Genomic DNA, 26,589 nt, shown 5'->3' with positions numbered 1-26,589 from the left:
AAGTCACAAGCTATGTAAACTATGACGTAAATATGATAAAATATGTTACAGTTTATTAAGGATTTATTTAGGATTAGGAGATATTAGATGAAAAGGAATCAAATCGTGAGAGATTTTTTGTCGAATGAGAAAGAAATGCCGTTACATGTTGTTTATCAGCAGTTGAAAGGTCAACCCAATGAATTCAAAGATATGAGTGACATTTGTTTAGCAAGTAAAAATGAAGCAAATCAATGTACGTCGATGGAATATTTGTATGCCAATGGTTTATTTCATGAGTTAAAGCTATTAATGGAAAAGACAAAATATGCAACGAACAAGGTGGTCCGTAAAACATCACGAATTTATCAAGTTATGTATGAGCGCAAAACATTGAGCGCCAAACAATTAAAGCCGGATTCTCCTGCAAAATATATACAATCAGTAAATCGTTTGAAGATAAATGATAATGAGTATTCATTGAAAATTCTTCGTGATCTTGTTCACATATATTGTTATTTTGATTTACATCAGTATGGCAGGATTGGTACTTTCAATCAGTCCATTAAACAAAATCTCCTGTATGTAAAAGATCCATTACTATATGATTTATTTGAATCGAGATTGAATGAAGCACTGTTTAATTATCATTGGAAACGAAACGAACTTATTTTGTCACGAAAGTATGGTTATCAATTATTAACGAAAACAAATAATCAACGAAAACAAATGGATATCCATAATGTTTTGGCGCAAGGTTACTTGTTCGAAAGCTATGAACAAGCGATGAATCATGTCTCTATCGCAATGGAAATGGCAAAACAAATGCAAAATGAGCGAGCGGTGTATGGCTTAAAAAACTTTACTCTTCCTTTTATCGCATCATATTATCAGCGAACGGAAGGTATTACAAGTGAAGATAAGGCAGAGCAGGCCCACATTGCATTGGCAGAGAATGACCTGGACAAGTGTATTCATATATTAGAAGGCTTCGATGAACTTACCCCTTTTCAACAATATTATTTAGGACGAGCTAAGCAAGATAAACATTTATTACGGACGTCCTATCAACGTTTTATTGAAGAACGTGATGATTATTTTTATGCGAAATTACCACTTGAGGCGTTAAACGCCCTTGATCAGTAGAAGGATGAATGATAACGTGAATAAATCTCCCGTATCGATTAAAATGACAATGGAAATTAACGACCTAGGAAACAAAGACGTTACGGTTGTCGAAGAAGAAGGTCAGTTATTGGAAAAAGATGAGACAACTGTTTTGAAATTTAGTGAAACAAACGAAAATAATGAACAAACGGATTCCCTGATTACGATTCACCCCGATAAGGTTAGTGTCAAAAGGTCCGGAGCAGTATCGATGCTACAGAAGTTTCGTAGTAAGCAAACAACGGAAAATGTGTATCGTCATCAATTTGGCACCATGCATATGGAAACTCAAACAGATCAAATTTTATATCAGCCACCTGTTGCAAATAAAAATGGTAAATTATTTATTAGTTACCAAACAAGTTTGAACGGAGAAACACCAAGACATCAACGCTTAACGATTAGGCTAAAAAAAGAAAACTAATGGAGGTTATTGTATGAACGTGATGCAAAAGATGCAGGAAAATTTAAAAGCGGAAATTAAGCAGGCCGTACTAGCAGCAGAGTTGGCATCTGAAGCAGAAATTCCAATGGTTATACTTGAACAACCAAAAGAAAAAGCACACGGTGATTATGCAACAAATATCGCTATGCAATTGGCCAAAGTCGCCAAAAAAGCACCGCGTCAAATTGCTGAAGATATAGTTGCGCAATTGGATAAATCGAAAGCTTCGATTAAAAGTGTTGATATCGCAGGCCCGGGTTTTATCAACTTTTTTATGGACAATCAATACTTATCGAATTTAATTCCAACTATTTTAGAACAAGATGAAGCGTACGGAGCTTCAAACACTGGTAAGGCTGAAAAAGTTCAAGTCGAGTTCGTTTCAGCTAACCCAACAGGGGACCTGCACTTAGGTCATGCTCGTGGTGCTTCAGTCGGTGATGCCTTATGTAACATTTTAGATAAAGCGGGTTATGAAGTGCAACGTGAATATTACATTAATGACGCCGGTAATCAAATTAACAACCTTGCTTTATCTGTACAAGCACGTTATATGCAAGCACTTGGGAAAGACTTTCCAATGCCGGAAGACGGTTATCATGGCGCCGATATTATTGGCATCGGTGAAACGTTGGTAAAGGAACATGGGGAAGCATTGCTGGAGAAAACAGAAGAAGAGCAGCAATCCTTTTTCCGTGAATATGGGTTAAAAATCGAATTAGATAAACTCGCAAAAGATTTAGCGCAATTCCGTGTAACGTTCGATAATTGGTTCTCGGAAACGTCATTATATGAAGAGCACAAAATTGTTCCGGCCATTGAATTACTAAAAGAAAAAGGTTATATCTATGAACAAGATGGAGCAACATGGTTCCGCACGACGGACTTCGGAGATGATAAAGATCGTGTGCTAATCAAACAAGACGGTTCTTATACCTATTTATCACCAGATATTGCTTATCATAAAAATAAACTTGATCGCGGTTTTGATAAATTAATAAATATTTGGGGTGCAGATCACCACGGCTATATTCCAAGAATGCATGCGGCTATCCAGGCTTTAGGTTATGATGCCGATACGCTAGGAGTCGAAATTATTCAAATGGTCAACCTTTTCGAAAATGGTGAAAGGGTGAAGATGAGCAAGCGTACCGGTAAAGCAGTAACCTTACGTGAACTAATGGAGGAAGTCGGTATTGATGCCATGCGTTATTTCTTCGTCATGCGTTCAGCAGACTCTCATTTAGACTTTGATATGGACTTAGCGAAATCCCAGTCGAATGACAATCCGGTTTACTATGTACAGTATGCGCACGCACGTATTTGTACGATGTTGAAGCAAGCAGATGAAAAAGGAATCGATTATACAGATTATAATGCAAGCATCTTACAATCAGAGAAAGCAGAAGACTTATTGAAAAAGCTAGGCGAGTTTACCCAAGTGGTTGCTGATGCAGCGGAAAACCGCACACCACATCGCATTACACAATACATTTTTGACCTAGCAGCAAACTTACACAGCTTCTACAATGCTGAAAAAGTAATTAACGAAGACGACCTCGATGCAACAAAGGCAAGACTAGCGTTAATGCAAGCAGTTCGCATTACTCTAGCCAACGGAATGAAACTAATCGGTGTCCAGGCACCAACAAGTATGTAAAAAAGGGCTGTCCCATAAGTTCTAGCAAATAACTTATGGTAGCCCTTTTTTTATATCCCAATTTTAATGACAAATTTCGGCTCACTGAAGGAAGATTTGTAAGTTATCTTGATATAACAGACAAATCTCGGCACACTGAAGGGAGATTTGTAAGTTATCTTGATATAACAGACAAATCTCGGCACACTGAAGGGAGATTTGTAAGTTATCTTGATATAACAGACAAATCTAAGCACATTGAAGGAAGATTTGTAAGTTATATGGATATATCTGACAATTATCAACTTACTCAAGGAAGATTTGTTAATTATTTTAAATTCAAAGACAAATCATAAGTCACGCACTGCGGATAGAAAAACATTGCGAAGGCTTTTTCCGCAAAGCTGGATTGCCGCAGATGGAATCTCTCAATCCTCAACCCCATCATAAAAAGATGCGGAAGGGGATGCTGATCCATGAAAGTATTCTAATGTATAGTGGTTGGTGATTGAGCCAGGTGTCTGTCATTTTTTTGCATGTGCTAATGTCGGTATCAAAGGTTTTGCGTGTTTTCTTGTAGATAGGGTGTTCATGACCGACGAACAGGTTTAATTCCTGATTTAGTTGAAGGCTTCTGCGATCGAAATTGGCTGTGCCTGTATCACAGATTTTTCGATCAAAAAATAAAACTTTAGCATGAAAAAAACCATCCACATACAGATAAATAGTTGCTCCATGTTCCTTCAATTTCCTCAAATAAGGGAGAGCTGCAGCTTTAGCTACAACATGATCGGATTTATCCGGAATCATAATCGTCACGTCGACATCTTTTGCCAGTGCATCCAAAAGAGCCTGTGCAAGTTTCTGGGTTGGTATAAAATAAGGGGAGCCGATTTCAATCGATTCTTTTGCTTTCTTGATATAATCTAGCATCTCTTTTTCCAATACATCCCCTTCTGTCGCTAATACCCTTATATCTCCAATTTGAGGAATGGGTCTATTATTCGCTATTCCCCAATCATTAGTAAAGCTTTCCTGCATCACTTCTCCAATTTTTCCAACCATTCGATAATGATAATCACGCCATCTTCCCAACTTAACATCCTTGCCAACATATTCATTACCTAAATTAAAGCCACCAAAATAACTAATCTTCTGATCAATCACAAGTACTTTACGATGACTGCGTTGTTGGAAATGGTAGAAAAAAGGGAAACGTGGTGGATTCATTTTGTCCATAAAAAATTTTTGATTAAGCCATTTTTTGCGAAATTTAAAACTACCGACCCAATCGGCTAATAACCTAACTTGTACACCTTCTGCATGCTTTCGGGCGAGCAGGGTATAAAACTGATTACTAATGCGATCATTACGAATAATAAAAAATTGGATATCGATCGATTCTTTTGCTTTCTCAATATCGGAAAGCATTGCTTCAAACAAGGGATTGCCGTCAGCAAACATCTCCACTTCTTCGGTAGTTGTCCGCCAACTTTGACTTTTGTTACGCTTTGAAACAAGAAAACGGCCAAGTTGAAAATCAATAATCAATAATAGAATAAACAAGATGATGATCCATAGCATGTGTTTTTCCCTCATTTCTCTCTTGTTACTATACCCAAAAAAGGGTAGAATCATAAGCAACATAATGGATGCGTTATTGTTAATAATAAGTTAATATATAAAAAGAACAGATAAATAAAAGAGGTGTAAATCGTGCAAAAATTAGTGTTTTTTGTAGGTGTGGCAGGAACAGGTAAAACAACTGTAGCGGAGAAAATTTCAGAACATATACCGTGTGCCTTTCTTGATCGTGATACAGTTGGCGGACGTTTCGTGGAACGTTTTCTTGAAATGAAAGATCTAGATCCAAAAGATCGTGATTCCCAATTTTATAAAGAAAATCTTCGTGACTTAGAATACGATACTACGAAAGATATATGTATTGAAAACTTACGGGTTGGACAAAATGTTTTTATGATTTCACCATTTACAACAGAATTAAAAAATAAAGATTGGATCGAAAAAGTGATCGCAGACAGTGGTAAAACGAAAGAAGAAGTAGATGTAAAAGTAGTAGTCGTTACACTTGAGGATATCGAGCAACAACGAAAACGAATTGCAGATCGTGGTACAGAACGGGATACATGGAAGCTGGAGAATTGGGATTCATATGAAACAAGAGTGGATTTCGTTCCAACCGTCAACTGGGATATCCCGAAGGAAAATATCGACATTTTTGATAATTCTGGAGATCTAACAGAAGAAAAAGTTGAAAAACTGGTAACTTTTATTTTAAAATAGCTTACTTAAAGATTGTTGCAATTCAATTAACAAAGCCATATAATATGATGGTAGAACTTAACTAGTCAGTGAATTTGCTTACATATAGATTAGAAGAAAAAAAGGAGTGCTAGACCGTGAGTTTAAAGAACCTAACAAAAGATAGTATAGATGAAATGGCAATGATTGATATCGCGACGTTAATTTTAGACGAAGAAAACAAAGCAAAGGATTTCCGTGATATCTTTGAACGTGTCGCTAAATTAAAAGGTTTATCTGAAGCGGAAAAAGATGCAGGGATCTCGCAATTTTATACTGATTTAAATATTGATGGACGTTTCATGACAAAAGGTTCTAATATGTGGGGATTAAAAAGATGGTATCCGGTGGAAGAGATTGAGGAAGATGTCACCCCTGTACCGAAAAAGAAGAAAAAGAAAAAAGCTAAAGCTAAAGCTAAACCTAAAAAGAAAAAAGCTCCCGTAGAATCAGTGGATGAAACGGAAGATCTTGATGAAACAATTGTTGGTACTGGATTCGATGATGAGGAATCAGCTGATATCGTCGATGATGACTTTGACTTTGATGATGATGACCTCGAAGAAGAAGAAGTAGATGAGGATTTCAAAACAAAAGAGGATAAGTAATTTACTTATCCACTGCATTTTAATACTAGGACAATGTATTATAGAAATGCAGGAATGTTTTTTTCAGTGTAGTCTTTTTCAAGACTAAATCGTTTGGAAGTCCTAAGGTTAGGTGAATCATAGGAGCTTGTGTTTGAAAATAATTTTAATTCCCTTGGATTCCAAGGGAATTAAAATTATCAACAATGGGATAATGTTAATTCCTCAATTACCATTTTAGGTACTTCACTTATCGATAATCTTCTGCATTGGCAGATTTACCATCCTCTTGAACTTCAACTAAATATCTCCAACAATCTGACTGAAATCCATCGACATCAAAGAAGTTATACATTTTTGCTAATTTATACTTGATAGTGAATATCCATTCAAACGATTTTTTATTAAGGTCTTTTGCTACTGAAGTAACTGCTCGGTAAAGCGTGGTGTTTCAGAAATAACGAAATGGGGTTCTAACTTTGTTGCATCCATCCAGTTTTCTGCGGTAACTCCAAATTCTTCAAGCATTATTTCCGAGCGCATTCAGTCTGGTGTAACTGAAATAGCAGTACATTCATAAGGTGAAGCTAGTTATTGTTATTATATTCTTCTGTACCGTCTGTCATTTCGACAACTAATCCTCCCTTATTTTTTATCAATAGAGGAAGTGCATAATGACTTGTTATGATATGGGTATCAATAGCCGAATGTAACATTCTTAAGCCTTTTTCTAAAGAATGCTGCCAAACTGGTGTATCCCATTTCATCAAATATTCACTTCCCCAAATATCATTTACCAGTATATCTAATCTTCCATGTTCTTTCTCAATTCTTTCAATTAACGACTGCACTTGTTTATGTACCAGATGATCAACTTGAACAGCAATTCCGATTCCACCTAAATCATTTACTAATTCTGCTGTTTCCTCAATAGTTTCAGGGCGCCCGTTTCATTTCGCGTAGTGCGACCAGTGATATAGACAGTAGCTCCTGCTAGCCCCTAATTCCATAGCAATACCACGTCCTGCTCCACCAGCTACCAAAGCTATTTGTCTCCTTAAAGATTTCATTTACATCTGCCTCCCATTTTTTAGTATCTCTAGTGTAACCCTTAATGTTGACACTTTATGTCATATTAAATAGATTTTGTTAGGTGGTTATTGATACAAACGGACAGACTTATTGCCATAATATTATTGACTCTTGTATGAGGTAATCGCTTTTATTAAATGGACCAGTAACAGAAAAAGATAAAACGATTTGTTCTTTCCTTCTAATAACCTGAATATAAAATAGACTTTCGAGTTCCTCTAACAAATTACTTCACTTTCTTTACAAATATTAATTAATATGATTATAATAGCAACATAAATAATGAAAATCAACAATAAACAAAAATATACACCAAAAATAATTAATAGATATTAGTTTATGCAAAAAGGAGTGAAAAAATGTTAGCACCTAGTCGAAGAAAAAAAATTATACAAATATTAAACGAAAGGAAACAATTATTAGTTAAAGATACATCAATGGAGTTAGGTGTATCAGAAGGAACATTACGAAATGATTTAAAAATATTAGAAGAGGAAGGTTTTTTAGTAAAAACGCATGGTGGAGCAATGTTGCCTGAACAATACGACCCAAATTTAGCATTTAGTTCCAGAGTAGAGCAAAATCAATCAGAGAAAAAACTGCTTAGTAACAAAGCGATGGAACTTATGGAGGGGAAGTATTGCATAACCATTGATGCAAGCTCTACTTGTTTAGAATTAGCAAAGCAATTAGCTGTATATAAAAAGAATATAACTGTTATTACAAACGGTCTTGTCACTGCCCAAATTCTAGCTGAAAATACTAGCTTGAATGTCATTATGATTGGAGGGTTAGTAAGGCCTGGAAGTACAGAAATTGAAGGTTCCCTAGGAAAAACAATTTTATCAGAAATTAATTCTGATATTTTTTTTACATCCCCACACGGTTTTACAGTTGAAAGTGGATTGAATGATTTCAGTGTTCATGAGGCTCAATTGAAAAAATTTATGGCTGAAAGAGCTGAAAAGTGTGTAGCGATTGTAGATCATACAAAAATAAATCGAAAATCAGTAGTTACGTCACTGGAAACAAAAGAAATTGATGTATTAATTACTAGTGAACAAGCACCTCAAGGCTTTTTTGAACAAATAAAAAATGAGTACTCCACCATACAGCTGGTCACAGGAAAACAAAGAAAAACATGACATTTTTTCATTTGGAAATCATAAAATGAAAATAAACGAAACATATTGACAACAAAAAATAATAATGTAAAATAAAACGCAAGAAAGAGAAACAGGTGGAGGTGAAAACAAATAGAGATAAATATAAAACATTCCGCTAAAAAATTTAGGGAGGAAAACGAAGTGAAAAAAATAATATCTGGTTTCATAAGTGTTCTTGCATTCATGTTATTATTTGCGTGTTCAAATGAAAGCGCTACAGAAAATGGTAACGATAACGATGGCTCATCGAATACGATTGATTTAGAACAATTTGACGAATTTGATTGGAAACGCTTTGATGGTGAAGAAATTGAGATTATGCTTAATCAACATCCATATGCGGAAGCAATAATTGAAAGAATTCCGGAATTCGAGGAGAAAACAGGAATTACGGTAAATCACTCTCTAACACCAGAAGAAAACTATTTTGATAAATTAACGACTTCATTAAATGCACAAAATGGTAATCCGGATGTTTTTATGACTGGTGCATATCAAGTTTGGGAATATGCAACTGCTGATTATATGCAGGAATTAGACGTGTTTGTTGAAGATGAGAACAGAACATCTCCAGATTATGATGTAGATGATTTTTATGAAGGTATTTTAGATGCAGGTCGTTGGGATGGTGTTCCTGGACACACGGTAGGCGAAGGAAACTTGTACACAGTACCATTAGCATACGAATTCAACCTATTACATTATAATAAACGCGCACTGGAATCTATTGGTTTAGAAGAGCCACCGGAAACGATGGAAGAATTAATAGAAGTTGGTGCTCAACTGGATGGGTGGAATGGTGAAGGTAGTTACGGTGTAGGTACTCGTGGTACCAGGTCATGGGCAACTATTCACCCAGGATATATGACATCATTTGATAATCATGGAGCTGTAGATTTCACGGTAGAAGATGGATCGCTAGTATCTCATCTTAATAGCACGGAAGCAATTGAAATAACAGAAAAGTTTGCAGAGTTAGTCAATGAAGCAGGTCCTTCAGATTGGTCAAGTTATACGTGGTATCAAGTATCAAACGACTTGGCACAAGGTAAGGCAGCGTTTACTTATGACGCAAGTAACTGGGCAATATTTCATAATGTGCCAGGGGAAGCGCCAGAAGCTGGAAACATAGGAGTTACAACACCTCCTCGAACAAAAGATGACGATCTGGGAACAAACATGTGGGTATGGTCAATCGCTATGAATAAATCATCCGAGAAAAAAGATGCTGCCTGGTTATTTATGCAGTACTTTACTGGTAAAGAACATATGCAATGGGGTGCAATAGAAGCGAATGTAGTAGACCCGGTTAGAGAATCTGTATTTGAAAGTGACGAATATCAAGAAAGAATTGGTGATATTGAAGGTTATGTAGAAACATTTAATGAGTTAATTGATGGATCAACAATTAAGTTTACACCACAACCGGAATTCTTTAATACGACTACTGAATGGGCAGCAGCATTGCAAGATATTGTGAATGGTGCAGATGCAGAGGAACGAATGAACGAATTAAATAAAGATATACAGGAGAGGGTTTCCAGAGTAAGAGCAGAATAAATTCTTAAAATGTTGGGGGTGGAGTTTTCTTCCCCCCTGTTATCCAAGGGGTGATTTAAAGTGGCAACAGAAGCATATGAAAAACTAGAAGAAGAACAATTGACAAATAAAGTGCCATTAAAGATTAAAATGAGGCCTTTTATCATTTTAGGTCCTGCATTTTTACTTACAGTCGGAATCTTAATCCCGTTTGCGATGGCAATTTATTTTTCGGTAACCAATTATTCTTTCAAATATCCGGATTACGTATTTGTTGGATTGGAAAATTGGATATCTATGTTTACCTCTGCAGATTTTTGGCAAAGTGTTGGCGTTACCTTAACATATGCAGGTGTAGCGACATTGATCGAAACATTACTGGGAATAGGGATTGCAATACTGTTAAATCGCGAGAATTTTTTATCAAGATCGCTTCGTATCGTTTTAATTTTCCCACTTGTTATTGCTCCAGTTATCGCAACAATTATATGGCAGTTAATGACAAATAATTCAGTAGGTATATACAGTGACTGGTTAAGACAACTCGGGATTACAAACTTTAACTGGGGGGCGGATCCTTCAACAGCACTATTTACAGTACTAATCATTGATGCTTGGGTTTTTACACCATTTGTAACGATCCTGGTATTAGCCGGGCTACGTTCATTACCCAAAGCACCATTTGAATCGGCTATGATTGACGGTGGTTCAGCTTGGTTTACTTTTAAAAATTTAACCCTGCCAATGATCATGCCTATGTTGATTATTGCGATATTGTTCCGATTGATGTTGTCATTGCAAATGTTCGATATCATCTTTGCTTTAACTCGTGGTGGACCGGGTGACACGTTAATGACATTACCTTTAACAGCTTATACCGAAGCGTTTACGTATAAAGAATTAGGTGTATCATTACCATTTATGCTGATCCTATGGGTATTTGTATACTTCTTAAGTCATTTCATTGTTAAATATTGGACATATACTCAAAATAAAGCTTCAGGAAAGTAGGGAGAATATGAAAAAGAAAATGATAGCGATTCTGCAAAATATAGCACTTCTTTTGTATGCTTTCTATGCGATATTTCCGTTGGTGTGGCTGTTAATACTTTCTTTTAAACATGATAGCGATATGTTTAATACAACATTTATATTCACACCGACATTAGAAAACTATCGAGCTTTATTTTCTGATGGCGAATATATAGGATATTTCTTAGATAATATCATCGTTAGTTTTGGAGCGATCGCTCTATCGATAGTTGTAGGTGTACCGGCTGCTTATGCCCTTGCTCGATTTGATTTTAAAGGGAGAGACGGAATTGCATTTACATTCTTATCTTTCCGTTTTGCTCCAGAGATATTAGTTGTTTTACCTTTATTCTTGCTTTACCAAGAATTAGGACTTTATGACACTTATGTAGGGTTAATCTGGGTGTTCCAAGTGTTGTCGTTGCCTTTATTAATTTGGATTCTAAGAGGTTACTTCGAGGATATTCCAGTAGAAGTAGAAAATGCAGCTAGACTTGATGGTTATTCATGGTGGCAAGTATTTATAAAAATAGTTATGCCATTAATTCGTCCGGGATTAGTTGCCTCAGCATTGTTATCGCTGATATTCGTTTGGAACAATTTTACATTCTCGTTATTATTAGCGGGGCAAGATGTTACAACAACAACAGTAGCCATGTTGCAATATGTAGCATCTGACACTGTGCATTATGGTCAAATGGCAGGTGCGGTATTAATAGCATCATTGCCAATTATTATATTAGCGTTATCTATCCAGAAGCACCTTGTTCGTGGTTTGAGTATGGGATCAGTAAAAGGTTAAATCGAAAGGAGGCAAAATGGTGGCAGATATTACTTTAAAGTCAATATCGAAAAAGTTTAAAAACAATACAGCCCTGGCTAATATAAATTTAACGGTGAGAGATAAAGAGTTTTTTGTTATTTTTGGTCCGGCTGGAGCAGGAAAAACAACATTGCTGAATGTTATAGCAGGATTGTATTTACCGGAATACGGAAATCTCTATTTGAATGGTGTATATTTTAATTACGTTGAACCAGAAGATCGAAACATTGCAATGGTTTTTGAAGACTATGCATTATATCCACACTTTACAGTTTTTGAAAATATAGCATCGCCGCTTAAAAGCCCGAAATACAAAGAATCAAAAGCAGTCATAGAAAAAGAAGTTACAAGGGTTGCTAGAATATTAAAGATTGATCATTTGTTAGAAAGAAATATTTCAGAATTATCTAATGGACAACGGCAACGAGTTGGCTTAGGAAGAGCATTAGTTAGGACGCCCAATGTGTTTCTTATGGATGAACCAATAACCCACCTGGATGCTAAATTGCGACATCAAATGAGAGCAGAACTTAAAGAAATGCAGAAAAACTTAGATACAACAACTATTTATGTAACGCACGATTATTTGGAAGCGTTAAGTTTAGGAGATGAAATAGCGATACTCAATGAAGGGAAAATAGAACAGATTGGAACACCCGATGATATATATTTTTATCCACATAACGAATTTGTTGCAAGTTCCTTTGGGGAACCGGAAATTAATTTTTTCGATGCACTTGTAACAGACGATAAGCAGCTATCCATCTTTGAAGAAGCTAAAATACAAGATATACCAGATATAGTAAAGAATAAATTGGATACAAGTGCAAGATCCATTAGGGTAGGAATAAGACCTAAAGATATTAAATATAGCTTCGTGAAAGAAAATGATTATAGTGTGGAGTGTTCTGTATACAGTTTCGAGCCTTTAGGGGCAAAGGCGGTTTTGACTGTCGAAAAAAATGGTAACCAGATAAGGTTAGTTGTACCATCTATTTTGCAAATGGATATGGATCAGCATGTGTATATCGAATTAGATATCAATAAAGCGATGTTCTTTGGGCCCGAGAAAATAAACCTTTTTTCTAAATTTCTGAAAGATGCTAAGGGAGAGGTAATATGGCAAAGTTAATATTAGATAATTTACACAAAACTTATTACAAAAATAAAGAGCCAATACATGCCGTTAGTGATTTAAATATTGAAACGAATGATGGAGAGTTTGTTGCATTATTAGGGCCGTCCGGTTGTGGTAAATCAACTACTTTAAGAATGATTGCCGGTTTAGAGGGTGTTACCAGTGGAAATATAAGGATTGGCGATCACAAGATAAATGATTTGCACCCAAAGGATCGGAATATCGGGCTGGCATTTGAAAATTATGCCATGTATCCACCTTTATCTGTTTATGAAAATATTAGTTTTAACATGAGAGCTAAAAACGTACCTAGACAAAAAATTAAGAAACAAGTCGAAAAAATATCAGACTTACTAGACATAAAAGATTTGTTGCATATGAATCCAAGTGCTTTATCGGGAGGTCAAAAACAAAGAGTAAATATCGCAAGAGCTTTAATAAGAAGACCAGAAGTACTTTTGCTGGATGAACCACTTTCACACCTCGATGGAAAAGTTCGACACAAAATGAGAACTGAAATTAAGCATCTTCACAATGAAATAAAGTGTACGACCATTATCGTAACACACGATCAATTGGAAGCGATGGCTTTGGCAGATCGGATTGCAATTATTAAAGACGGTGTATTACAACAATTTGGCACACCGCTTGAGGTTTTTAATCATCCCGTGAATGAATTTGTAGCTGGATTTATAGGAGAACCGCCTATGAATATATTTAGTGTTTTCACTAAATTTAAAGATGGGAATATTTATTTCACTTCCAAAAATGAAAAGTTACAATTTAAAGTGCCTGATAAATATGTGGAATTTGTTCAAGAAGGTAAAGAATATCATTTTGGAATTCGACCTACTGATATATCAGTAATAACTGACGATCATCCTGATTCCATCGATACAAATGTGACGGTTTTTGAGAATTTAGGTGAGGAGTCTAGAATTCATATAAAAATAGAAGAAGATAACATTTTAAGTATAGTGTCTGAAGAAATTTATCCTTTCGATACAGGTGATCATATAAAGATAAAATTTGATACGGATCGTATTCATATCTTTGACATTGAAACAGGTGGACGTATTGAGAATACAAAAGTAACGGCAATATTATCTTAAGAGGAGGAAAACGGATATGACAAACAACCAAACAATACCAGATAAAATGAAAGCGATTGTAGCTTATAAACCGGGGGATTACCGCCTGGAAGAAGTAGATACTCCAAAACTAGAAAATGACCAGGAAATTATTATAGAAGTGGAAGCGTGCGGGATTTGTGCTGGTGATGCAAAAGCTCATGCTGGTGCGGTTTCATTTTGGGGGGACGATTTTCAACCAGCTTATATAAAGTCTCCTGTAATACCAGGTCATGAATTCATTGGTCGAATAGTCGCACTTGGAGATGCTGTTAAAGATTTTAAAGTAGGTGATCGAATTATATCCGAGCAGATAGTTCCATGTTGGGACTGTCGCTTTTGTAAGCGTGGTCAATATTGGATGTGTGAAAAACATGACCTGTACGGATTTCAGTATAATGTCCATGGTGGTATGGCAGATTATATGAAATTCACAAAAGAAGCGATAAATTATAAAGTGCCAGAGGATTTACCTATTGAAAAAGCCATATTAATAGAACCATATGCTTGTTCATTACATGCTGTACAAAGAGCGCAGATTCAAATAGGAGATGTGGTAGTAATTGCGGGTGCAGGTACATTAGGTCTTGGTATGGCTGGAGCCGCTAAAAAGGCGGGGGCTGGAAAGTTAGTTGTATTGGATTTAATGGATGATAGGTTGGAACTTGCTAAAAAATTTGGAGCGGATCTAACCATTAACCCTTCCAGAGAAGATGCAGTACAAATTATTAAAGACATGACAGATGGATATGGTTGTGATATTTATATCGAAGCTACAGGACATCCGAAATCGGTTGAACAAGGTTTATCTGCGATTAGAAAGTTAGGTAGATTTGTAGAATTCAGTGTATTTAAGGACCCGGTTACAATAGACTGGAGTATTATTGGAGATCGTAAAGAACTGGATGTATTAGGTTCACATCTCGGACCGTATTGCTATCCTATTGTTATTGAGGGAATTGCAAATGGAGATTTTCCGACAGAAGGTGTCGTCACACATCAATTAAAACTAGAAGATTTTGAACAAGGCTTTGAAATGGTGAAAACCGGTAAAGATTCACTCAAAGTAGTGCTTGTACCTTAAAAATATTTGCAGATTCTACTAAAAGAATCTGCAAATATTTCTGAGTCTATATTTATTAGGAGGGGTGTCAAAATGAAGAAGTTAATAAATATACCAAACGATGTAGTTGATGAAATGATTGATGGTTATGTTAAGGCACATCCAAAACTAGTACGAAAATTAAACGAAAATAAACGTTCGATTGTTATTGCAAGTGAAACACGCGAAAATAAGGTAGGAGTGCTGATAGGAGGAGGTTCAGGGCATGAACCTGCTTTTATGGGTTATGTCGGAAAAGGTATGGCAGATGGTGTAGCTGTGGGAAATATTTTTGCTTCCCCACCCCCAGATCCAATTGTAGCAGCAACCAAAGCAATTGATAAAGGAAATGGTGTCGTATATATCTATGGGAACTATGCTGGTGACCTAATGAACTTTGGAATGGCTGCCGAACTCGCAGAATTAGAAGAGGATATTGATATAGAATTCGTTGTGGTAAATGATGACGTAGCCTCTGCTCCAAATAATGAGAAAGAAAAAAGACGGGGTATCGCAGGGGAGTTCTTTGTTACGAAAGTTGCCGGTGCTGCAGCGGAAAAGGGATACAGCTTAAAGGAGGTAGCAGAAGTAGCAAGACAAACAAACAATGTTACTCGAACAATGGGGGTAGGATTGAGTCCATGTTATTTACCACAAACAAATGAACCTAGTTTTACATTAGAAAATAATGAAATGGAAATTGGTCTGGGTCACCATGGCGAGCCTGGTGTCGAAAAAGGTGAATTACAAGAAGCCGATAGAGTGGCAGACCGGTTAGTTCAAGATATATTAAATGATATTACTATTTCAAAAGGTAATAAAGTTGCTGTCCTTGTAAATGGACTTGGCTCCACTACGAAAATGGAACTTTACATTGTATTTAGGAGAGTTGAACAAATTCTGGCGGAAAAAAGTATTGAAATTTATCGTTCCTATGTTGGAAATTACAGTACGTCATTAGAGATGGGTGGATGTTCTGTTACCCTCACAAAGTTAGATGATGAACTAACAGAACTGATTGATGCAGAAGCGAATTGTCCAATGTATGCACAATTATAAGGGATGGAGGGGAATGATGTGATAGCATACACAACAGATCAGTACAAACAATACTTATATGATGTTATAGAGATGATCGAAAAAGAAAAAGATTACCTGTCTGATTTAGATCGAAAACTGGGTGATGGTGATCATGGTGTTACGATGTCAATTGGTTGGCAAGCTGTAAAGGAAAAGTTAGATAACGAATTAAAAGATGAAATGGATGGAGGAGAAATCAGTAAAGTAGTGGCGAAAACGTTTCTCAATGCTGTTGGATCTTCTGTGGGACCACTTTATGCCACTGGCTTTTTGAGAGGAAGCAAAGTTTTAAAAGGCAAATCAGAACTTGAGGATCAAGACTTATTCGAATTCTGGATTGCTTTTGGTGAAGGAATTAAAGAACGCGGTCAAGCAGAGGTTGGTGATAAGACAATGATTGATACAATTGATCCCTTTGTGCAATCAATAAAGCTTCAAAAAGATAGTCAGTCTTTTTTACACGCAATGGATAACGCGTTAAGGGAAGCTGAAAAGGGAATGCTATCTACGAAAGAAATGATATCCAAAAAAGGTAGATCGAGCAGGTTAGGGAATCGCTCGAAAGGATTTCAGGATCCAGGAGCAACCTCAGTCTATTTAATAATAGAATACTTTCAAAAAAGCCTTTCTAGTGTAAAATAAATAGTCTATAAAATGAAGATAAAAAACAGAAGGGATATATATTTACTCCTTCTGTTTTTTATTACCAAAAATATATACAGTGACGTAATTTTCAGATGCCTTTTTATTCTAATTGGATGCTAGTCCTGTGTATCAAAGCACAGACTAAAAAATAGTTGATACTATCGTATTTTCTACTATGCGATAAATTCGACGCCATTTTTATGGAAAGCTTCCTTAAGTTTGTCATCAATATCTTGGTCAGAAATAAAGACATCGATATCTTGTATACTGGCAAAAGATGCAATGGAGTTATCCTCGATTTTTGAATGGTCTATGATAGCAACAACTTTGTCGACTTTACTAATTAAAGCCTTTTTTAATTCCACTTCGTATACGCTGAAATCTGTTAATCCTTCATCTAAAGTAAATCCTCTAGCCGATGTAAACATAGTATCGACGTGAATCTGGTTTAAGATGCTTGTTCCGAAAGGTCCTTCTAATGCCATGGATCCATTTCTTAGCATACCGCCTAAAAGAATTACTGTGATTGCGGGGTTATCCCGCAGTTCGATAGCAGCAGAAATACCGTTTGTTAGTACCGTCAGCCGAATGTTTTGGTCTTTTAATAAACGAGCAATTTCTAACGCGGTTGTGCTAGCGTCTAGAAGGATGCAGTCCTTATCATTGATGAAAGTCATTGCTTTATTTGCTATGGCAATTTTACTTTCTTTATTTTTCTTTTCTCGAGCAGAAAAGGTATTTTCTGCATTTATAGGAGAATCAAGAACAGCGCCGCCGTGTGTTCTTGTGAGCAAACCTTTATTTTCCATGTTTGACAGGTCGCTTCTTAAAGTTGCTTCTGATACGTTTAACATTTTAGAAAGATCTTTTACAGTGACTCTTTTTTTATCTTGCAAAATCTTTGAAATAGCATTTCTTCGTTCAGTTGCAAACATTTTACCCAATATCATCACCCCTTATATAATACTAAAGTTATGGAGTCTTCCATTATTGTATCACATAATGAAAATAAACGAAATTAATAACAAATTTCGTTTTGTATTCACTTGCAGGAAAATGTTCAATTTTCCCTGAATAAGTATAATAACATCATGTATAAAGAAATATATCGCTAATAAACGAAAATAAATAAAAAATAACATTGAAAAATGGTAAAAAATATAATAAAATAAAAGTATAAATAATCATAAACGAAAGGAGAAACGATAAAATGAAAATAGCGATTGGCAGTGATCATAATGGGTTTGATTTAAAGGAAGAAATAAAAAAGTATCTAGTTAATGAGAAGTTCGAATTCATAGACTATGGATGTTACTCGTGTAACGCGGTTGATTATCCTGATGTAGCTTTTCAAGTTGCTGAGGATATAAATAGAAATAAAGTGGATCGAGGTATTTTGATTTGTGGAACAGGTATTGGTGTGGCTATTGCAGCTTGTAAATACCCTGGTATTCGTGCAGCACTTTGTCATGATACTTATTCTGCTGAAAGAGCTCAGCTAAGTAATAATGCGCAAATTCTGACAATGGGTGCGCAAATCATTGGTCCGGAAGTTGGAAAAAAAGTTGTGGCAGCATATATGAATTCGTTCTGGACTGGAGGATCCGAGAGAAAAGTAAACAAAATCACAGAAAAAGAAAATGAGTTTATTACCAAATCTTCAAGATAAGTTTCAGTAGCTTTTACTGAGAAGGGAGAGTAATACCTTGCAAAATTTAACATTTGATTTTCTTAAGGTGACAGAACAGGCTGCTATAGCTTCTTATCCTTGGGTGGGGAGCGGTGATAAATTAAAAGCTGATGGAGCTGCAACAAATGCAATGCGTAACACACTTAATCAAATTAAATTTAATGGCAGAATTGTTATTGGTGAAGGGGAGTTAGATGATGCTCCTATGTTGTTTATTGGAGAAAAAGTAGGTACTGGTTTAGGAACAAAAGTGGATATCGCTGTTGATCCAATTGAAGGTACGACTTCAACCGTGAATGGTCAGGATAATGCGTTTACTGTAATTGCTGCAGCGCCGAAGGGAACATTATTACATGCACCGGATATGTATATGGAAAAGTTAGTAGTTGGCCCAAAAGCGAAAGGTGAAATAGATATTAACGTCTCATTAACAGAAAATGTTCATAAGGTGGCAAAAGCAAATGGTAAAAATATAAAAGATGTTAAAGTATTAATTCAAAAAAGAGAGCGTCATAACAAAGGGATTGAAGAAATAAGAAATATGGGTGCCAAGGTGCATTTGTTTGATGAAGGTGATATCACGTATGCTATTGCTACTTGTATCGAAGATCAAGAAATAGATTTATTCTATGGGATTGGTGGGGCTCCTGAAGGTGTGGTAGCTGCTGTAGCGGTAAAATGTTTAAATGGCGACATGCAGGCCAGGTTATTACCGCAATCGAGAAAAGAATACGATAGATGTGTTGAGATGGGACTAGACAATCCTGAAATTGCCTTGAGGCATTCCGAATTAATTAAATCAGACAAATGTATATTTACTGCAACAGGTATTACGGAAAATATTTTACTGGATGGTATTAAAACAGATACTGAATCAAACTATACTACGCACTCGTTAATTTTAAATGGTGAAAGTAAACAGTTAAGATATGTGAAATGTAAACATCCCAATCCACACGTAGCTTAACAATCGTTAACTCCGCTAATAATTAAGCACTTTCAAATTATTAGAATTATAGTATTCGAGCAGGAGAACAATGAAGTTTTTTCTGGATACGGCAAATATAGAAGAGATAAAAAGAGTAAATGAGTTGGGGCTTGTAGATGGTATCACTACTAATCCATCTATTATTGCAAAAGAAGGTAGAAACTTTGAAGAGGTAATAAAAGAAATAAGTAGTATGATAGATGGACCAGTCAGTGCCGAAGTTATTGGATTGGAAACGGCAGATATGTTGAAAGAAGCAAGAGAAATTGCTACATGGGCTCCTAATGTAGTTGTTAAAATTCCGATGACTGAAGCAGGCTTGCGTGCGGTGAATAGGTTATCCGATGAAGGAATTAAAACTAATGTTACTTTAATATTTTCTGCAGCTCAAGGTTTAATGGCTGCCAAAGCAGGTGCAACATATATTAGTCCTTTTGTTGGAAGAATTGATGATATTGGCACAGAAGGTATGGATTTAGTAAAAGATTTAAAACGAATTTTAACAGAGTATCAATATGAGACGGAAATCATTACGGCTAGTGTGCGAAACATTATTCACTTACAAGATGCTGCAGTTGCAGGTGCAGATATTGCCACGATCCCAGGATCACAATTCCCTAAATTGTGGAGTCATCCATTAACAGATATAGGTATCAAAAAGTTTTTAGATGACTGGGAAAAAATGCCGAAATAGGAAGGGGTGAAATAAAATGAAAACAATAAATGACTTGGAGCAGTTAACAATTAATACAATAAGAATGCTTTCTATTGATATGATAGAAAGAGCTAATTCTGGTCATCCTGGTTTGCCTATGGGGGCAGCACCAATGGCACATGTGTTGTGGTCTAAACACTTAAATCATAACCCCAAAAATCCAAATTGGTTCAATCGTGATAGGTTTGTCTTGTCAGCAGGACATGGATCTGCTTTGCTTTATAGCTTATTACACCTTTACGGGTACGGGCTTTCTTTGGATGAACTCAAAAATTTCAGGCAGTGGGGAAGTAAAACACCAGGCCATCCAGAATATGGTCATACAATAGGTGTGGAAGCTACAACAGGTCCGTTGGGGCAGGGGATATCTATGGCAACTGGTATGGCAATGGCTGAACGATTCCTTGCTGCGAAATATAACAAACAAAGCTATTCAATAATTGATCATTTTACGTATTGTCTATGTGGTGATGGAGATCTGATGGAAGGAGTTTCACAGGAATCTGGATCTTTAGCAGGACACTTAAAATTAGGAAAGTTAATAGTATTTTATGATTCAAATGATATTTCGTTGGATGGCGATTTAGACCGTTCTTTCTCAGAAGATGTTAGAACCAGGTATAAAGCGTATAATTGGCAAGTACTAAAAGTTGAAGACGGCAATGATTTAGAAGAAATAACGGAAGCAATATTATTAGCCAAACAAAATAGAAGAAAACCAACATTAATCGAAGTCAAAACAACAATAGGTTTTGGTTCACCAAATAAAGGAGGTACTTCACAAGCGCATGGTGCCTCATTAGGAAAAGAAGAAATAGAGTTAGTGAAAGAAAATTACAGATGGCAATACGATGAGTCTTTCACAATACCAAATGAAGTAAAAGAATTTTATCAATTACAGAAAGAAGAAGCACGAAAGAAAGAGGAGAAGTGGGAGCGATTATTGGAAGACTATCAAACGGCTTATCCTGAATTAGCAAATGAACTAAAATTTGCTATAAATGACCAATCGCTAGAAAATTGGAATAAGTCCTTGTCCACGTTCTCCTATTCTGATGTTATTTCGACTAGGGATGCTTCTGGTAAAATATTAAATGAAATTGCTCGGCAAATACCACATTTTATTGGAGGCTCAGCCGATTTATCCGGCTCCAATAAAACAAAAATAAACGATGAACGAGATTTTTCAGCAAATAGTTATGATGGACGTAATATTTGGTTCGGTGTTAGAGAATTTGCAATGGGTGCTGCATTAAATGGGATGGCTTTGCATGGTGGAGTATATGTATTTGGTGGTACATTCTTTGTATTCTCAGACTATTTACGTTCAGCTATAAGAACATCTGCTATAATGAAAGTGCCTGTTACTTATATATTGACTCACGATAGTATTGCGGTGGGGGAAGATGGCCCGACTCATGAGCCTGTAGAACATTTAGCTTCTCTTAGAGCTATGCCAAACCTTTCCGTTATTCGTCCTGCAGATGGAAATGAAGTGAGAGCGGCTTGGCAATTGGCTATAGAGAGTATAGATAGACCACATGCATTAGTATTAACTAGACAACAGCTGCCGACGTCAACGAAATCGTGGGAACAAGCAGAGGAAGGGGTACGTAAAGGTGCTTACACTATTTCTGAAGCTCAGAAATCACCTGATGGGTTATTGCTGGCAACAGGTTCAGAAGTTTCATTAGCAATCATGACACAAAAGGCCCTCGCAGAAGATAATATTTATGTATCCGTCATCAGCATTCCTTCTTGGGATCGATTCGAACAACAACCTGAAGATTATAAGAAAGAAGTTTTGCCTGATCATTTACCAGTACGATTAGCAATTGAAATGGGTTCTTCTTTAGGTTGGCATAAATATGCTGGTGATAAAGGAGATGTAGTAAGTATTGAAGAATTTGGCGCTTCAGGAATAGGTGAAGTAGTAGTAAAAGAGTACGGTTTTACAGTAGAAAATATAATCAATCGATTTAAGGCAATTATGAAATAATAAATATATATTAAAGTATACTTGACTTTCCACAAGCTTCTGAGTAAAATTTTTATTGGGCTCCATAATTTAATGGAAATTACACAGCGTTCCCCTGCTTAAGGGGAGCGCTTTTTATTTTTAAGAAGCAATTAAGATTAATTTTTTTAAATGATATTCTGTTCCAAACCGGGGGAATATGCGTGACTCCTGCGGGAAAGCGAGCTAAGTAAGACCCCATAGCAAGCGACATTTGTGGGAGTAGAAGGCTCAAGGTTCGCCCGTGGAAAGTGTGTATATTTCCCCGACGTCGGTTTATTGGAGTGAACCAAATTTTTCATCAAGCTTAGTATGACTACTACAATAAAATCAGAATACTAAGCAAAAGATAGAATAAATACAAAAGAAAGAGGGATACAGCGTGACAAAATATATCTTTGTAACTGGCGGTGTTGTTTCTTCCATCGGAAAAGGAATCACAGCAGCATCTCTAGGTCGCCTTTTAAAAAACAGAGGCCTAAAAGTAACCATTCAAAAGTTTGACCCTTACATCAATGTCGATCCGGGAACTATGAGTCCTTACCAACACGGTGAAGTGTTCGTAACAGACGATGGTGCTGAAACAGATCTCGATCTAGGTCACTATGAACGATTTATTGACATTAACCTAAATCAGTATAGTAACATCACAACAGGTAAAATCTATTCAACCGTTATCAAAAAAGAGCGCCGTGGTGATTATTTAGGTGGAACGGTCCAAGTTATTCCACATATCACGAACGAAATTAAGGAAAAAGTATTTCAAGCTGGAAAGCAAACAAATGCAGATATCGTTATTACCGAAATTGGTGGCACGGTCGGTGACATTGAATCATTACCGTTTATCGAAGCAATTCGCCAAATTAAAAGTGATATCGGCAAAGAAAATGTTATGTATATTCACTGTACGTTAGTTCCTTATATCAAGGCAGCTGGTGAATTAAAGACGAAGCCAACGCAACACAGTGTGAAAGAATTACGCTCGTTAGGTATCCAGCCTGATGTTATTGTATTACGTACAGAGCATGAGATCAGCCAGGAAATGAAAGAAAAAATCGCACTATTCTGTGATATCAATGAAAAGGCAGTTGTCGAATCAGGTGATGCTGATACCCTTTATCATATCCCGTTAGCAATGCAAGAGCAAAAATTGGATCAACTAACATGTGATCATTTTGGCTTAGATTGCGGACAGGCAGATATGACGGAATGGAATCAATTAGTAGAAAGAGTACAGAATCTTTCGAAAAAAATAACAATTGGACTTGTAGGTAAATACGTGGAATTACCAGATGCATATATTTCCGTTGTAGAAGCATTAAAACATGCAGGATTTGCACATGATGCAGATGTTGACGTGAAATGGATTGATGCAGAAGAAGTTTGTGCTGATAACGTGGCAAGTGAATTAGCAGACGTAGATGGATTACTAGTCCCAGGTGGCTTTGGTGATCGAGGTATTGAAGGTAAAATTGAATCAATCCGTTTTGCGCGTGAAAACCAATTACCTTTCTTAGGTATATGCTTAGGCATGCAGCTTGCAACGGTTGAATTTGCCCGTACTGTATTAGGATTAGAAGGGGCAAATTCAGCAGAAATTGATCCGAATACATCACATCCAATTATCGACCTTTTACCAGAGCAAAAAGATATTTCCGACCTTGGTGGAACGTTACGTTTAGGCTTATATCCATGCCGCTTAAAAGAAGGAACGAAAACAAGAGATGCCTATAATAATGAAGATGTTGTCTATGAACGTCATCGTCACCGTTTTGAATTTAATAATCATTACCGAGACCAAATGGAACAAAACGGATTTGTATTCTCAGGGACAAGCCCAGACGAAAAACTAGTGGAAACAATCGAACTCAGTGACCACCCATGGTTCGTCGCATCCCAATTCCACCCAGAATTCAAATCAAGACCAACACGACCACAACAATTATTCAAAGGCTTCATTAACGCAGCCGTAAACAAATAAAATGTGAGTCAGACAGGGTTACGCCCCATTTCACCAATCGTCATAGTACTTACTATGGCGTTTTCTTTTTACCTAATAAACTGGTTAATTTTGCTGCTTATCAGCCCAAAAAAAATACGAATTTTATAAAATACTACGAATAATGCAGGATTTTCGTTTATCATATCGAACTATAAGGAAAAGGGCTTATTACAAAATAGACGCCAATTCGCAATTTATGACAATAGGAACCATGCAACTATATATATAATTAGAAAAACATAAAGGAGCTGGCAGAGCATGAATAAGACAGTATTAGTAGTTGATGATCAAATTGGTATTCGACTGTTACTAGAGGAAGTGATTCAGCAAGAGGGGTATAATGTAGAGTTGGCTTTGAATGGCAAGGAAGCATTAGACAAAATCATGAATAATAAGCCTGATTTGATCATGTTAGATTATAAGTTACCAATCATCGATGGCCCTACGTTAGTTAAAAATTTGGAAAATGATAATATTGTAATTCCGACTATTATGATGAGTGGTTTGCCAGAAAAAGCAGAAGATGATGTGCAAAATTTTAAATCCATTTCGAAAACAATTGGCAAACCATTTCAATTAAATGACATTAGAGAATTGGTAAAGAATATTTTGGAATAGATGATTATAAAAATTCTTTCACGTTGAAGCAATTTTTGGGAATTTAGTAAGGTAAGCGATTTCAGATAATTGTTTTGTTGCACCTTTTTGTCGGAATTGGTATTCTATTAATGGGTGCAATCTTTCGAAAGAAGATCGATTGTTAAATCAATTGTATATACATACTTTAAAGGAGGAGCAATTATGCCATTAGTTTCAATGAAAGAAATGCTTGAAACAGCTAATAAAAATCGTTACGCTGTAGGTCAATTTAATCTTAATAACCTAGAGTACGTACAAGCTATTCTTCAAGCAGCAGAAGAAGAAAAATCACCAGTAATTCTGGGTGTATCTGAAGGTGCCGGAAAATACATGGGTGGTTTCAATGTAGTAGTAGCAATGGTAGAAGCAACAATGAAAGCACAAGGTACAACAGTACCTGTAGCAATTCACTTAGATCATGGTTCAAGCTTTGAATCTTGTGCAAAAGCAATTCATGCAGGTTTCACTTCTGTTATGATTGACGCATCACATGATCCATTTGAGGAAAACGTAGAAAAAACTTCTAAAGTAGTAGAACTTGCACACTTCCATGGCGTGTCTGTTGAAGCAGAAGTTGGTACCGTTGGTGGTAATGAAGATGGCGTACAAGGTGGTATTATGTACGCAGATACTAATGAATGTAAAGAGCTAGTGGAACGTACTGGAATTGACTGTCTTGCACCTGCTTTAGGTTCTGTACATGGTCCTTATCAAGGGGAACCAAACTTAGGATTTAAAGAAATGGAAGAAATCAATACAGTAGCTGGTATACCATTAGTACTTCACGGTGGAACTGGTATTCCGATTCAAGATATCCAAAAAGCAATTTCTTATGGTACATCTAAAATCAATGTAAATACAGAAAACCAAATCCAACAATCAAAAGTTGTTCGTGAAGTATTAGAAGCGAACCCAGAAATGATCGATCCACGTAAATACTTAGGACCAGGTCGTGACGCGATTAAAGATACAGTAATCGGAAAAATGCGCGAATTCAGTTCTTCAGGTAAAGCATAAATTAATTTATAAGCCATACTCTTAAACAAGAGTGTGGCTTTTTTCTTTATAATTAAAGAAAGTATAAAATCCTTGATATAACAGCGTTTTGTCATATAGAAGCGACATGAATAAAGAGTGTTTTGAAATGTATAGAGTGCTGGGCACAGCTCCGGAAAAATGCTTCGCTTTCCGCGGGCATGGCTTCAGCTCATGCATTCTCGCGCCGCGAGTCTTCGCATTTTTCCTACGCTTTAAGATAGGCTCTACACCTATGGTGACAGCTAATATGTTGGCTCTTTATAGCGATAGAAAATAGGCTTCTACATGATGCAGTAAACGCAAAAATGATTCTATATAATAAGTTGTAGAACATAACAATAGCGCAGGCCGACCGTTTCGACTCCTGGGGAATTAGCGTGATCTGAAGATCCACTTTGAAAAGCGTTTTTCTTTTCAAAGTTAGCTGAAGAGCATGCCCCCGGAAAGCGAAACGGTCAGCCGAAGCGGTTGCCGTAGCAGATAAAAACATTTCATCATTTCTAACTTGGTTAGAGTACATTATCCTGGTTTTTCTTAAAAGGTAAAACCCTCGGAATTCATAGTAAGCTAGCATAGTGAGAAGACTCTTGCTGTTCCTTTAACCCATCTTCTGT

General features: G+C 36.3%; 23 protein-coding genes and 1 pseudogene. 21 read left to right on the top strand and 3 right to left on the bottom strand.

What is annotated here, in order from left to right; genetic code table 11:
• Nucleotides 1–87 precede the first annotated feature (87 nt).
• From BM121_RS15685 to argS, 3 genes are read left to right on the top strand one after another with little or no spacing between them, the layout of a single operon-like run.
• A complete protein-coding gene (locus BM121_RS15685; protein ID WP_091484599.1) occupies nt 88–1,125 on the top strand; it encodes an AimR family lysis-lysogeny pheromone receptor in 1,038 nt (345 codons plus the stop codon).
• Between the two features lie 16 nt (nt 1,126–1,141).
• On the top strand, nt 1,142–1,570 hold the full coding sequence (locus BM121_RS15680; protein WP_091484598.1) for a YwiB family protein: 429 nt from the start codon (nt 1,142–1,144) through the stop codon (nt 1,568–1,570).
• A gap of 13 nt (nt 1,571–1,583) precedes the next feature.
• Nucleotides 1,584–3,251, top strand: coding sequence for an arginine--tRNA ligase (gene argS / locus BM121_RS15675; protein WP_091484597.1), 1,668 nt, complete (start codon nt 1,584–1,586; stop codon nt 3,249–3,251).
• 423 nt (nt 3,252–3,674) lie between these two features.
• Here argS and BM121_RS15665 read toward each other — a convergent pair whose 3' ends face one another.
• A complete protein-coding gene (locus tag BM121_RS15665) occupies nt 3,675–4,814 on the bottom strand; it encodes a phospholipase D-like domain-containing protein (protein ID WP_175495461.1) in 1,140 nt (379 codons plus the stop codon).
• Between the two features lie 132 nt (nt 4,815–4,946).
• Between BM121_RS15665 and BM121_RS15660 the strand changes: the two genes are divergently transcribed.
• Together BM121_RS15660 and rpoE are read left to right on the top strand one after the other, a co-directional pair.
• The gene (locus tag BM121_RS15660) at nt 4,947–5,534 is read left to right on the top strand and encodes a P-loop nucleotide/nucleoside kinase family protein (protein WP_091484594.1); all 588 of its coding nucleotides are present in this window, start codon (nt 4,947–4,949) and stop codon (nt 5,532–5,534) included.
• Nucleotides 5,535–5,650: 116 nt separating this feature from the next.
• Complete coding sequence (gene rpoE / locus BM121_RS15655; protein WP_091484593.1) at nt 5,651–6,160, top strand: DNA-directed RNA polymerase subunit delta; 510 nt, start codon at nt 5,651–5,653, stop codon at nt 6,158–6,160.
• 229 nt (nt 6,161–6,389) lie between these two features.
• Here rpoE and BM121_RS22710 read toward each other — a convergent pair.
• Nucleotides 6,390–7,209 (bottom strand): annotated as a pseudogene (locus BM121_RS22710) (SDR family NAD(P)-dependent oxidoreductase).
• 381 nt (nt 7,210–7,590) lie between these two features.
• Between BM121_RS22710 and BM121_RS15645 the strand changes: the two are divergent.
• From BM121_RS15645 to dhaL, 9 genes are all read left to right on the top strand, one after another.
• Nucleotides 7,591–8,376 carry a DeoR/GlpR family DNA-binding transcription regulator gene (locus BM121_RS15645; RefSeq protein WP_091484592.1) on the top strand — a complete coding sequence of 262 codons (786 nt, stop codon included), beginning with the start codon at nt 7,591–7,593 and terminating at the stop codon, nt 8,374–8,376.
• Between the two features lie 162 nt (nt 8,377–8,538).
• Nucleotides 8,539–9,957: an ABC transporter substrate-binding protein gene (locus BM121_RS15640; RefSeq protein ID WP_245780822.1), complete on the top strand. Its 1,419-nt coding sequence runs from the start codon at nt 8,539–8,541 to the stop codon at nt 9,955–9,957.
• A 60-nt stretch (nt 9,958–10,017) separates the two neighbouring features.
• Nucleotides 10,018–10,947, top strand: coding sequence for a carbohydrate ABC transporter permease (locus tag BM121_RS15635; protein WP_245780821.1), 930 nt, complete (start codon nt 10,018–10,020; stop codon nt 10,945–10,947).
• A 7-nt stretch (nt 10,948–10,954) separates the two neighbouring features.
• A complete protein-coding gene (locus BM121_RS15630; RefSeq protein WP_091484591.1) occupies nt 10,955–11,770 on the top strand; it encodes a carbohydrate ABC transporter permease in 816 nt (271 codons plus the stop codon).
• Between the two features lie 19 nt (nt 11,771–11,789).
• Complete coding sequence (locus BM121_RS15625; RefSeq protein WP_091484590.1) at nt 11,790–12,923, top strand: ABC transporter ATP-binding protein; 1,134 nt, start codon at nt 11,790–11,792, stop codon at nt 12,921–12,923.
• Nucleotides 12,911–14,041, top strand: coding sequence for an ABC transporter ATP-binding protein (locus BM121_RS15620; RefSeq protein ID WP_091484589.1), 1,131 nt, complete (start codon nt 12,911–12,913; stop codon nt 14,039–14,041). Before BM121_RS15625 ends, BM121_RS15620 begins: the two co-directional genes overlap by 13 nt.
• A 16-nt stretch (nt 14,042–14,057) precedes the next feature.
• The gene (locus tag BM121_RS15615) at nt 14,058–15,143 is read left to right on the top strand and encodes a zinc-binding dehydrogenase (protein ID WP_091484588.1); all 1,086 of its coding nucleotides are present in this window, start codon (nt 14,058–14,060) and stop codon (nt 15,141–15,143) included.
• Nucleotides 15,144–15,215: 72 nt separating this feature from the next.
• On the top strand, nt 15,216–16,220 hold the full coding sequence (locus BM121_RS15610) for a dihydroxyacetone kinase subunit DhaK (protein ID WP_091484587.1): 1,005 nt from the start codon (nt 15,216–15,218) through the stop codon (nt 16,218–16,220).
• Nucleotides 16,221–16,238: 18 nt separating this feature from the next.
• Entirely contained in the window at nt 16,239–16,883 is a 645-nt protein-coding gene (gene dhaL / locus BM121_RS15605; protein ID WP_425432245.1) for a dihydroxyacetone kinase subunit DhaL, read from the top strand.
• 176 nt (nt 16,884–17,059) lie between these two features.
• On the opposite strand, the gene BM121_RS15600 is transcribed toward dhaL, so the two are convergent.
• The gene (locus BM121_RS15600; RefSeq protein WP_091484719.1) at nt 17,060–17,821 is read right to left on the bottom strand and encodes a DeoR/GlpR family DNA-binding transcription regulator; all 762 of its coding nucleotides are present in this window, start codon (nt 17,819–17,821) and stop codon (nt 17,060–17,062) included.
• Between the two features lie 275 nt (nt 17,822–18,096).
• On the opposite strand from BM121_RS15600, the gene rpiB reads away from it, so the two are divergent.
• From rpiB to fba, 7 genes are all read left to right on the top strand, one after another.
• Nucleotides 18,097–18,555, top strand: coding sequence for a ribose 5-phosphate isomerase B (rpiB, locus tag BM121_RS15595; RefSeq protein WP_091484585.1), 459 nt, complete (start codon nt 18,097–18,099; stop codon nt 18,553–18,555).
• A gap of 37 nt (nt 18,556–18,592) precedes the next feature.
• Complete coding sequence (gene glpX / locus BM121_RS15590; RefSeq protein WP_091484584.1) at nt 18,593–19,543, top strand: class II fructose-bisphosphatase; 951 nt, start codon at nt 18,593–18,595, stop codon at nt 19,541–19,543.
• Between the two features lie 70 nt (nt 19,544–19,613).
• Nucleotides 19,614–20,258 carry a fructose-6-phosphate aldolase gene (fsa, locus tag BM121_RS15585; RefSeq protein WP_091484583.1) on the top strand — a complete coding sequence of 215 codons (645 nt, stop codon included), beginning with the start codon at nt 19,614–19,616 and terminating at the stop codon, nt 20,256–20,258.
• Nucleotides 20,259–20,274: 16 nt separating this feature from the next.
• Nucleotides 20,275–22,278 carry a transketolase gene (tkt, locus tag BM121_RS15580; RefSeq protein ID WP_091484582.1) on the top strand — a complete coding sequence of 668 codons (2,004 nt, stop codon included), beginning with the start codon at nt 20,275–20,277 and terminating at the stop codon, nt 22,276–22,278.
• 400 nt (nt 22,279–22,678) lie between these two features.
• Nucleotides 22,679–24,277: a CTP synthase gene (locus BM121_RS15575; protein ID WP_091484581.1), complete on the top strand. Its 1,599-nt coding sequence runs from the start codon at nt 22,679–22,681 to the stop codon at nt 24,275–24,277.
• Nucleotides 24,278–24,556: 279 nt separating this feature from the next.
• Nucleotides 24,557–24,916: a response regulator gene (locus BM121_RS15570; RefSeq protein WP_091484580.1), complete on the top strand. Its 360-nt coding sequence runs from the start codon at nt 24,557–24,559 to the stop codon at nt 24,914–24,916.
• A 183-nt stretch (nt 24,917–25,099) separates the two neighbouring features.
• Nucleotides 25,100–25,954: a class II fructose-1,6-bisphosphate aldolase gene (gene fba / locus BM121_RS15565; protein WP_091484579.1), complete on the top strand. Its 855-nt coding sequence runs from the start codon at nt 25,100–25,102 to the stop codon at nt 25,952–25,954.
• The last annotated feature ends 635 nt before the right edge of the window (nt 25,955–26,589 follow it).

The sequence above is a fragment of the Gracilibacillus orientalis genome (assembly GCF_900114645.1).
GTDB lineage: Bacteria > Bacillota > Bacilli > Bacillales > Amphibacillaceae > Gracilibacillus > Gracilibacillus orientalis.
This window is presented reverse-complemented; position numbering and strand designations above follow the sequence as displayed.

Coding starts and splice junctions, on each gene's coding strand:
- BM121_RS15645 (WP_091484592.1), top strand. CDS start 7,591: ATGTTAGCACCTAGTCGAAGAAAAAAAATTATACAAATATTAAACGAA.
- tkt (WP_091484582.1), top strand. CDS start 20,275: ATGAAAACAATAAATGACTTGGAGCAGTTAACAATTAATACAATAAGA.
- BM121_RS15570 (WP_091484580.1), top strand. CDS start 24,557: ATGAATAAGACAGTATTAGTAGTTGATGATCAAATTGGTATTCGACTG.
- BM121_RS15685 (WP_091484599.1), top strand. CDS start 88: ATGAAAAGGAATCAAATCGTGAGAGATTTTTTGTCGAATGAGAAAGAA.
- BM121_RS15600 (WP_091484719.1), bottom strand. CDS start 17,821: ATGTTTGCAACTGAACGAAGAAATGCTATTTCAAAGATTTTGCAAGAT.
- argS (WP_091484597.1), top strand. CDS start 1,584: ATGAACGTGATGCAAAAGATGCAGGAAAATTTAAAAGCGGAAATTAAG.
- BM121_RS15615 (WP_091484588.1), top strand. CDS start 14,058: ATGACAAACAACCAAACAATACCAGATAAAATGAAAGCGATTGTAGCT.
- fsa (WP_091484583.1), top strand. CDS start 19,614: ATGAAGTTTTTTCTGGATACGGCAAATATAGAAGAGATAAAAAGAGTA.
- BM121_RS15665 (WP_175495461.1), bottom strand. CDS start 4,814: ATGCTATGGATCATCATCTTGTTTATTCTATTATTGATTATTGATTTT.
- BM121_RS15620 (WP_091484589.1), top strand. CDS start 12,911: ATGGCAAAGTTAATATTAGATAATTTACACAAAACTTATTACAAAAAT.
- fba (WP_091484579.1), top strand. CDS start 25,100: ATGCCATTAGTTTCAATGAAAGAAATGCTTGAAACAGCTAATAAAAAT.
- BM121_RS15630 (WP_091484591.1), top strand. CDS start 10,955: ATGAAAAAGAAAATGATAGCGATTCTGCAAAATATAGCACTTCTTTTG.
- BM121_RS15610 (WP_091484587.1), top strand. CDS start 15,216: ATGAAGAAGTTAATAAATATACCAAACGATGTAGTTGATGAAATGATT.
- rpiB (WP_091484585.1), top strand. CDS start 18,097: ATGAAAATAGCGATTGGCAGTGATCATAATGGGTTTGATTTAAAGGAA.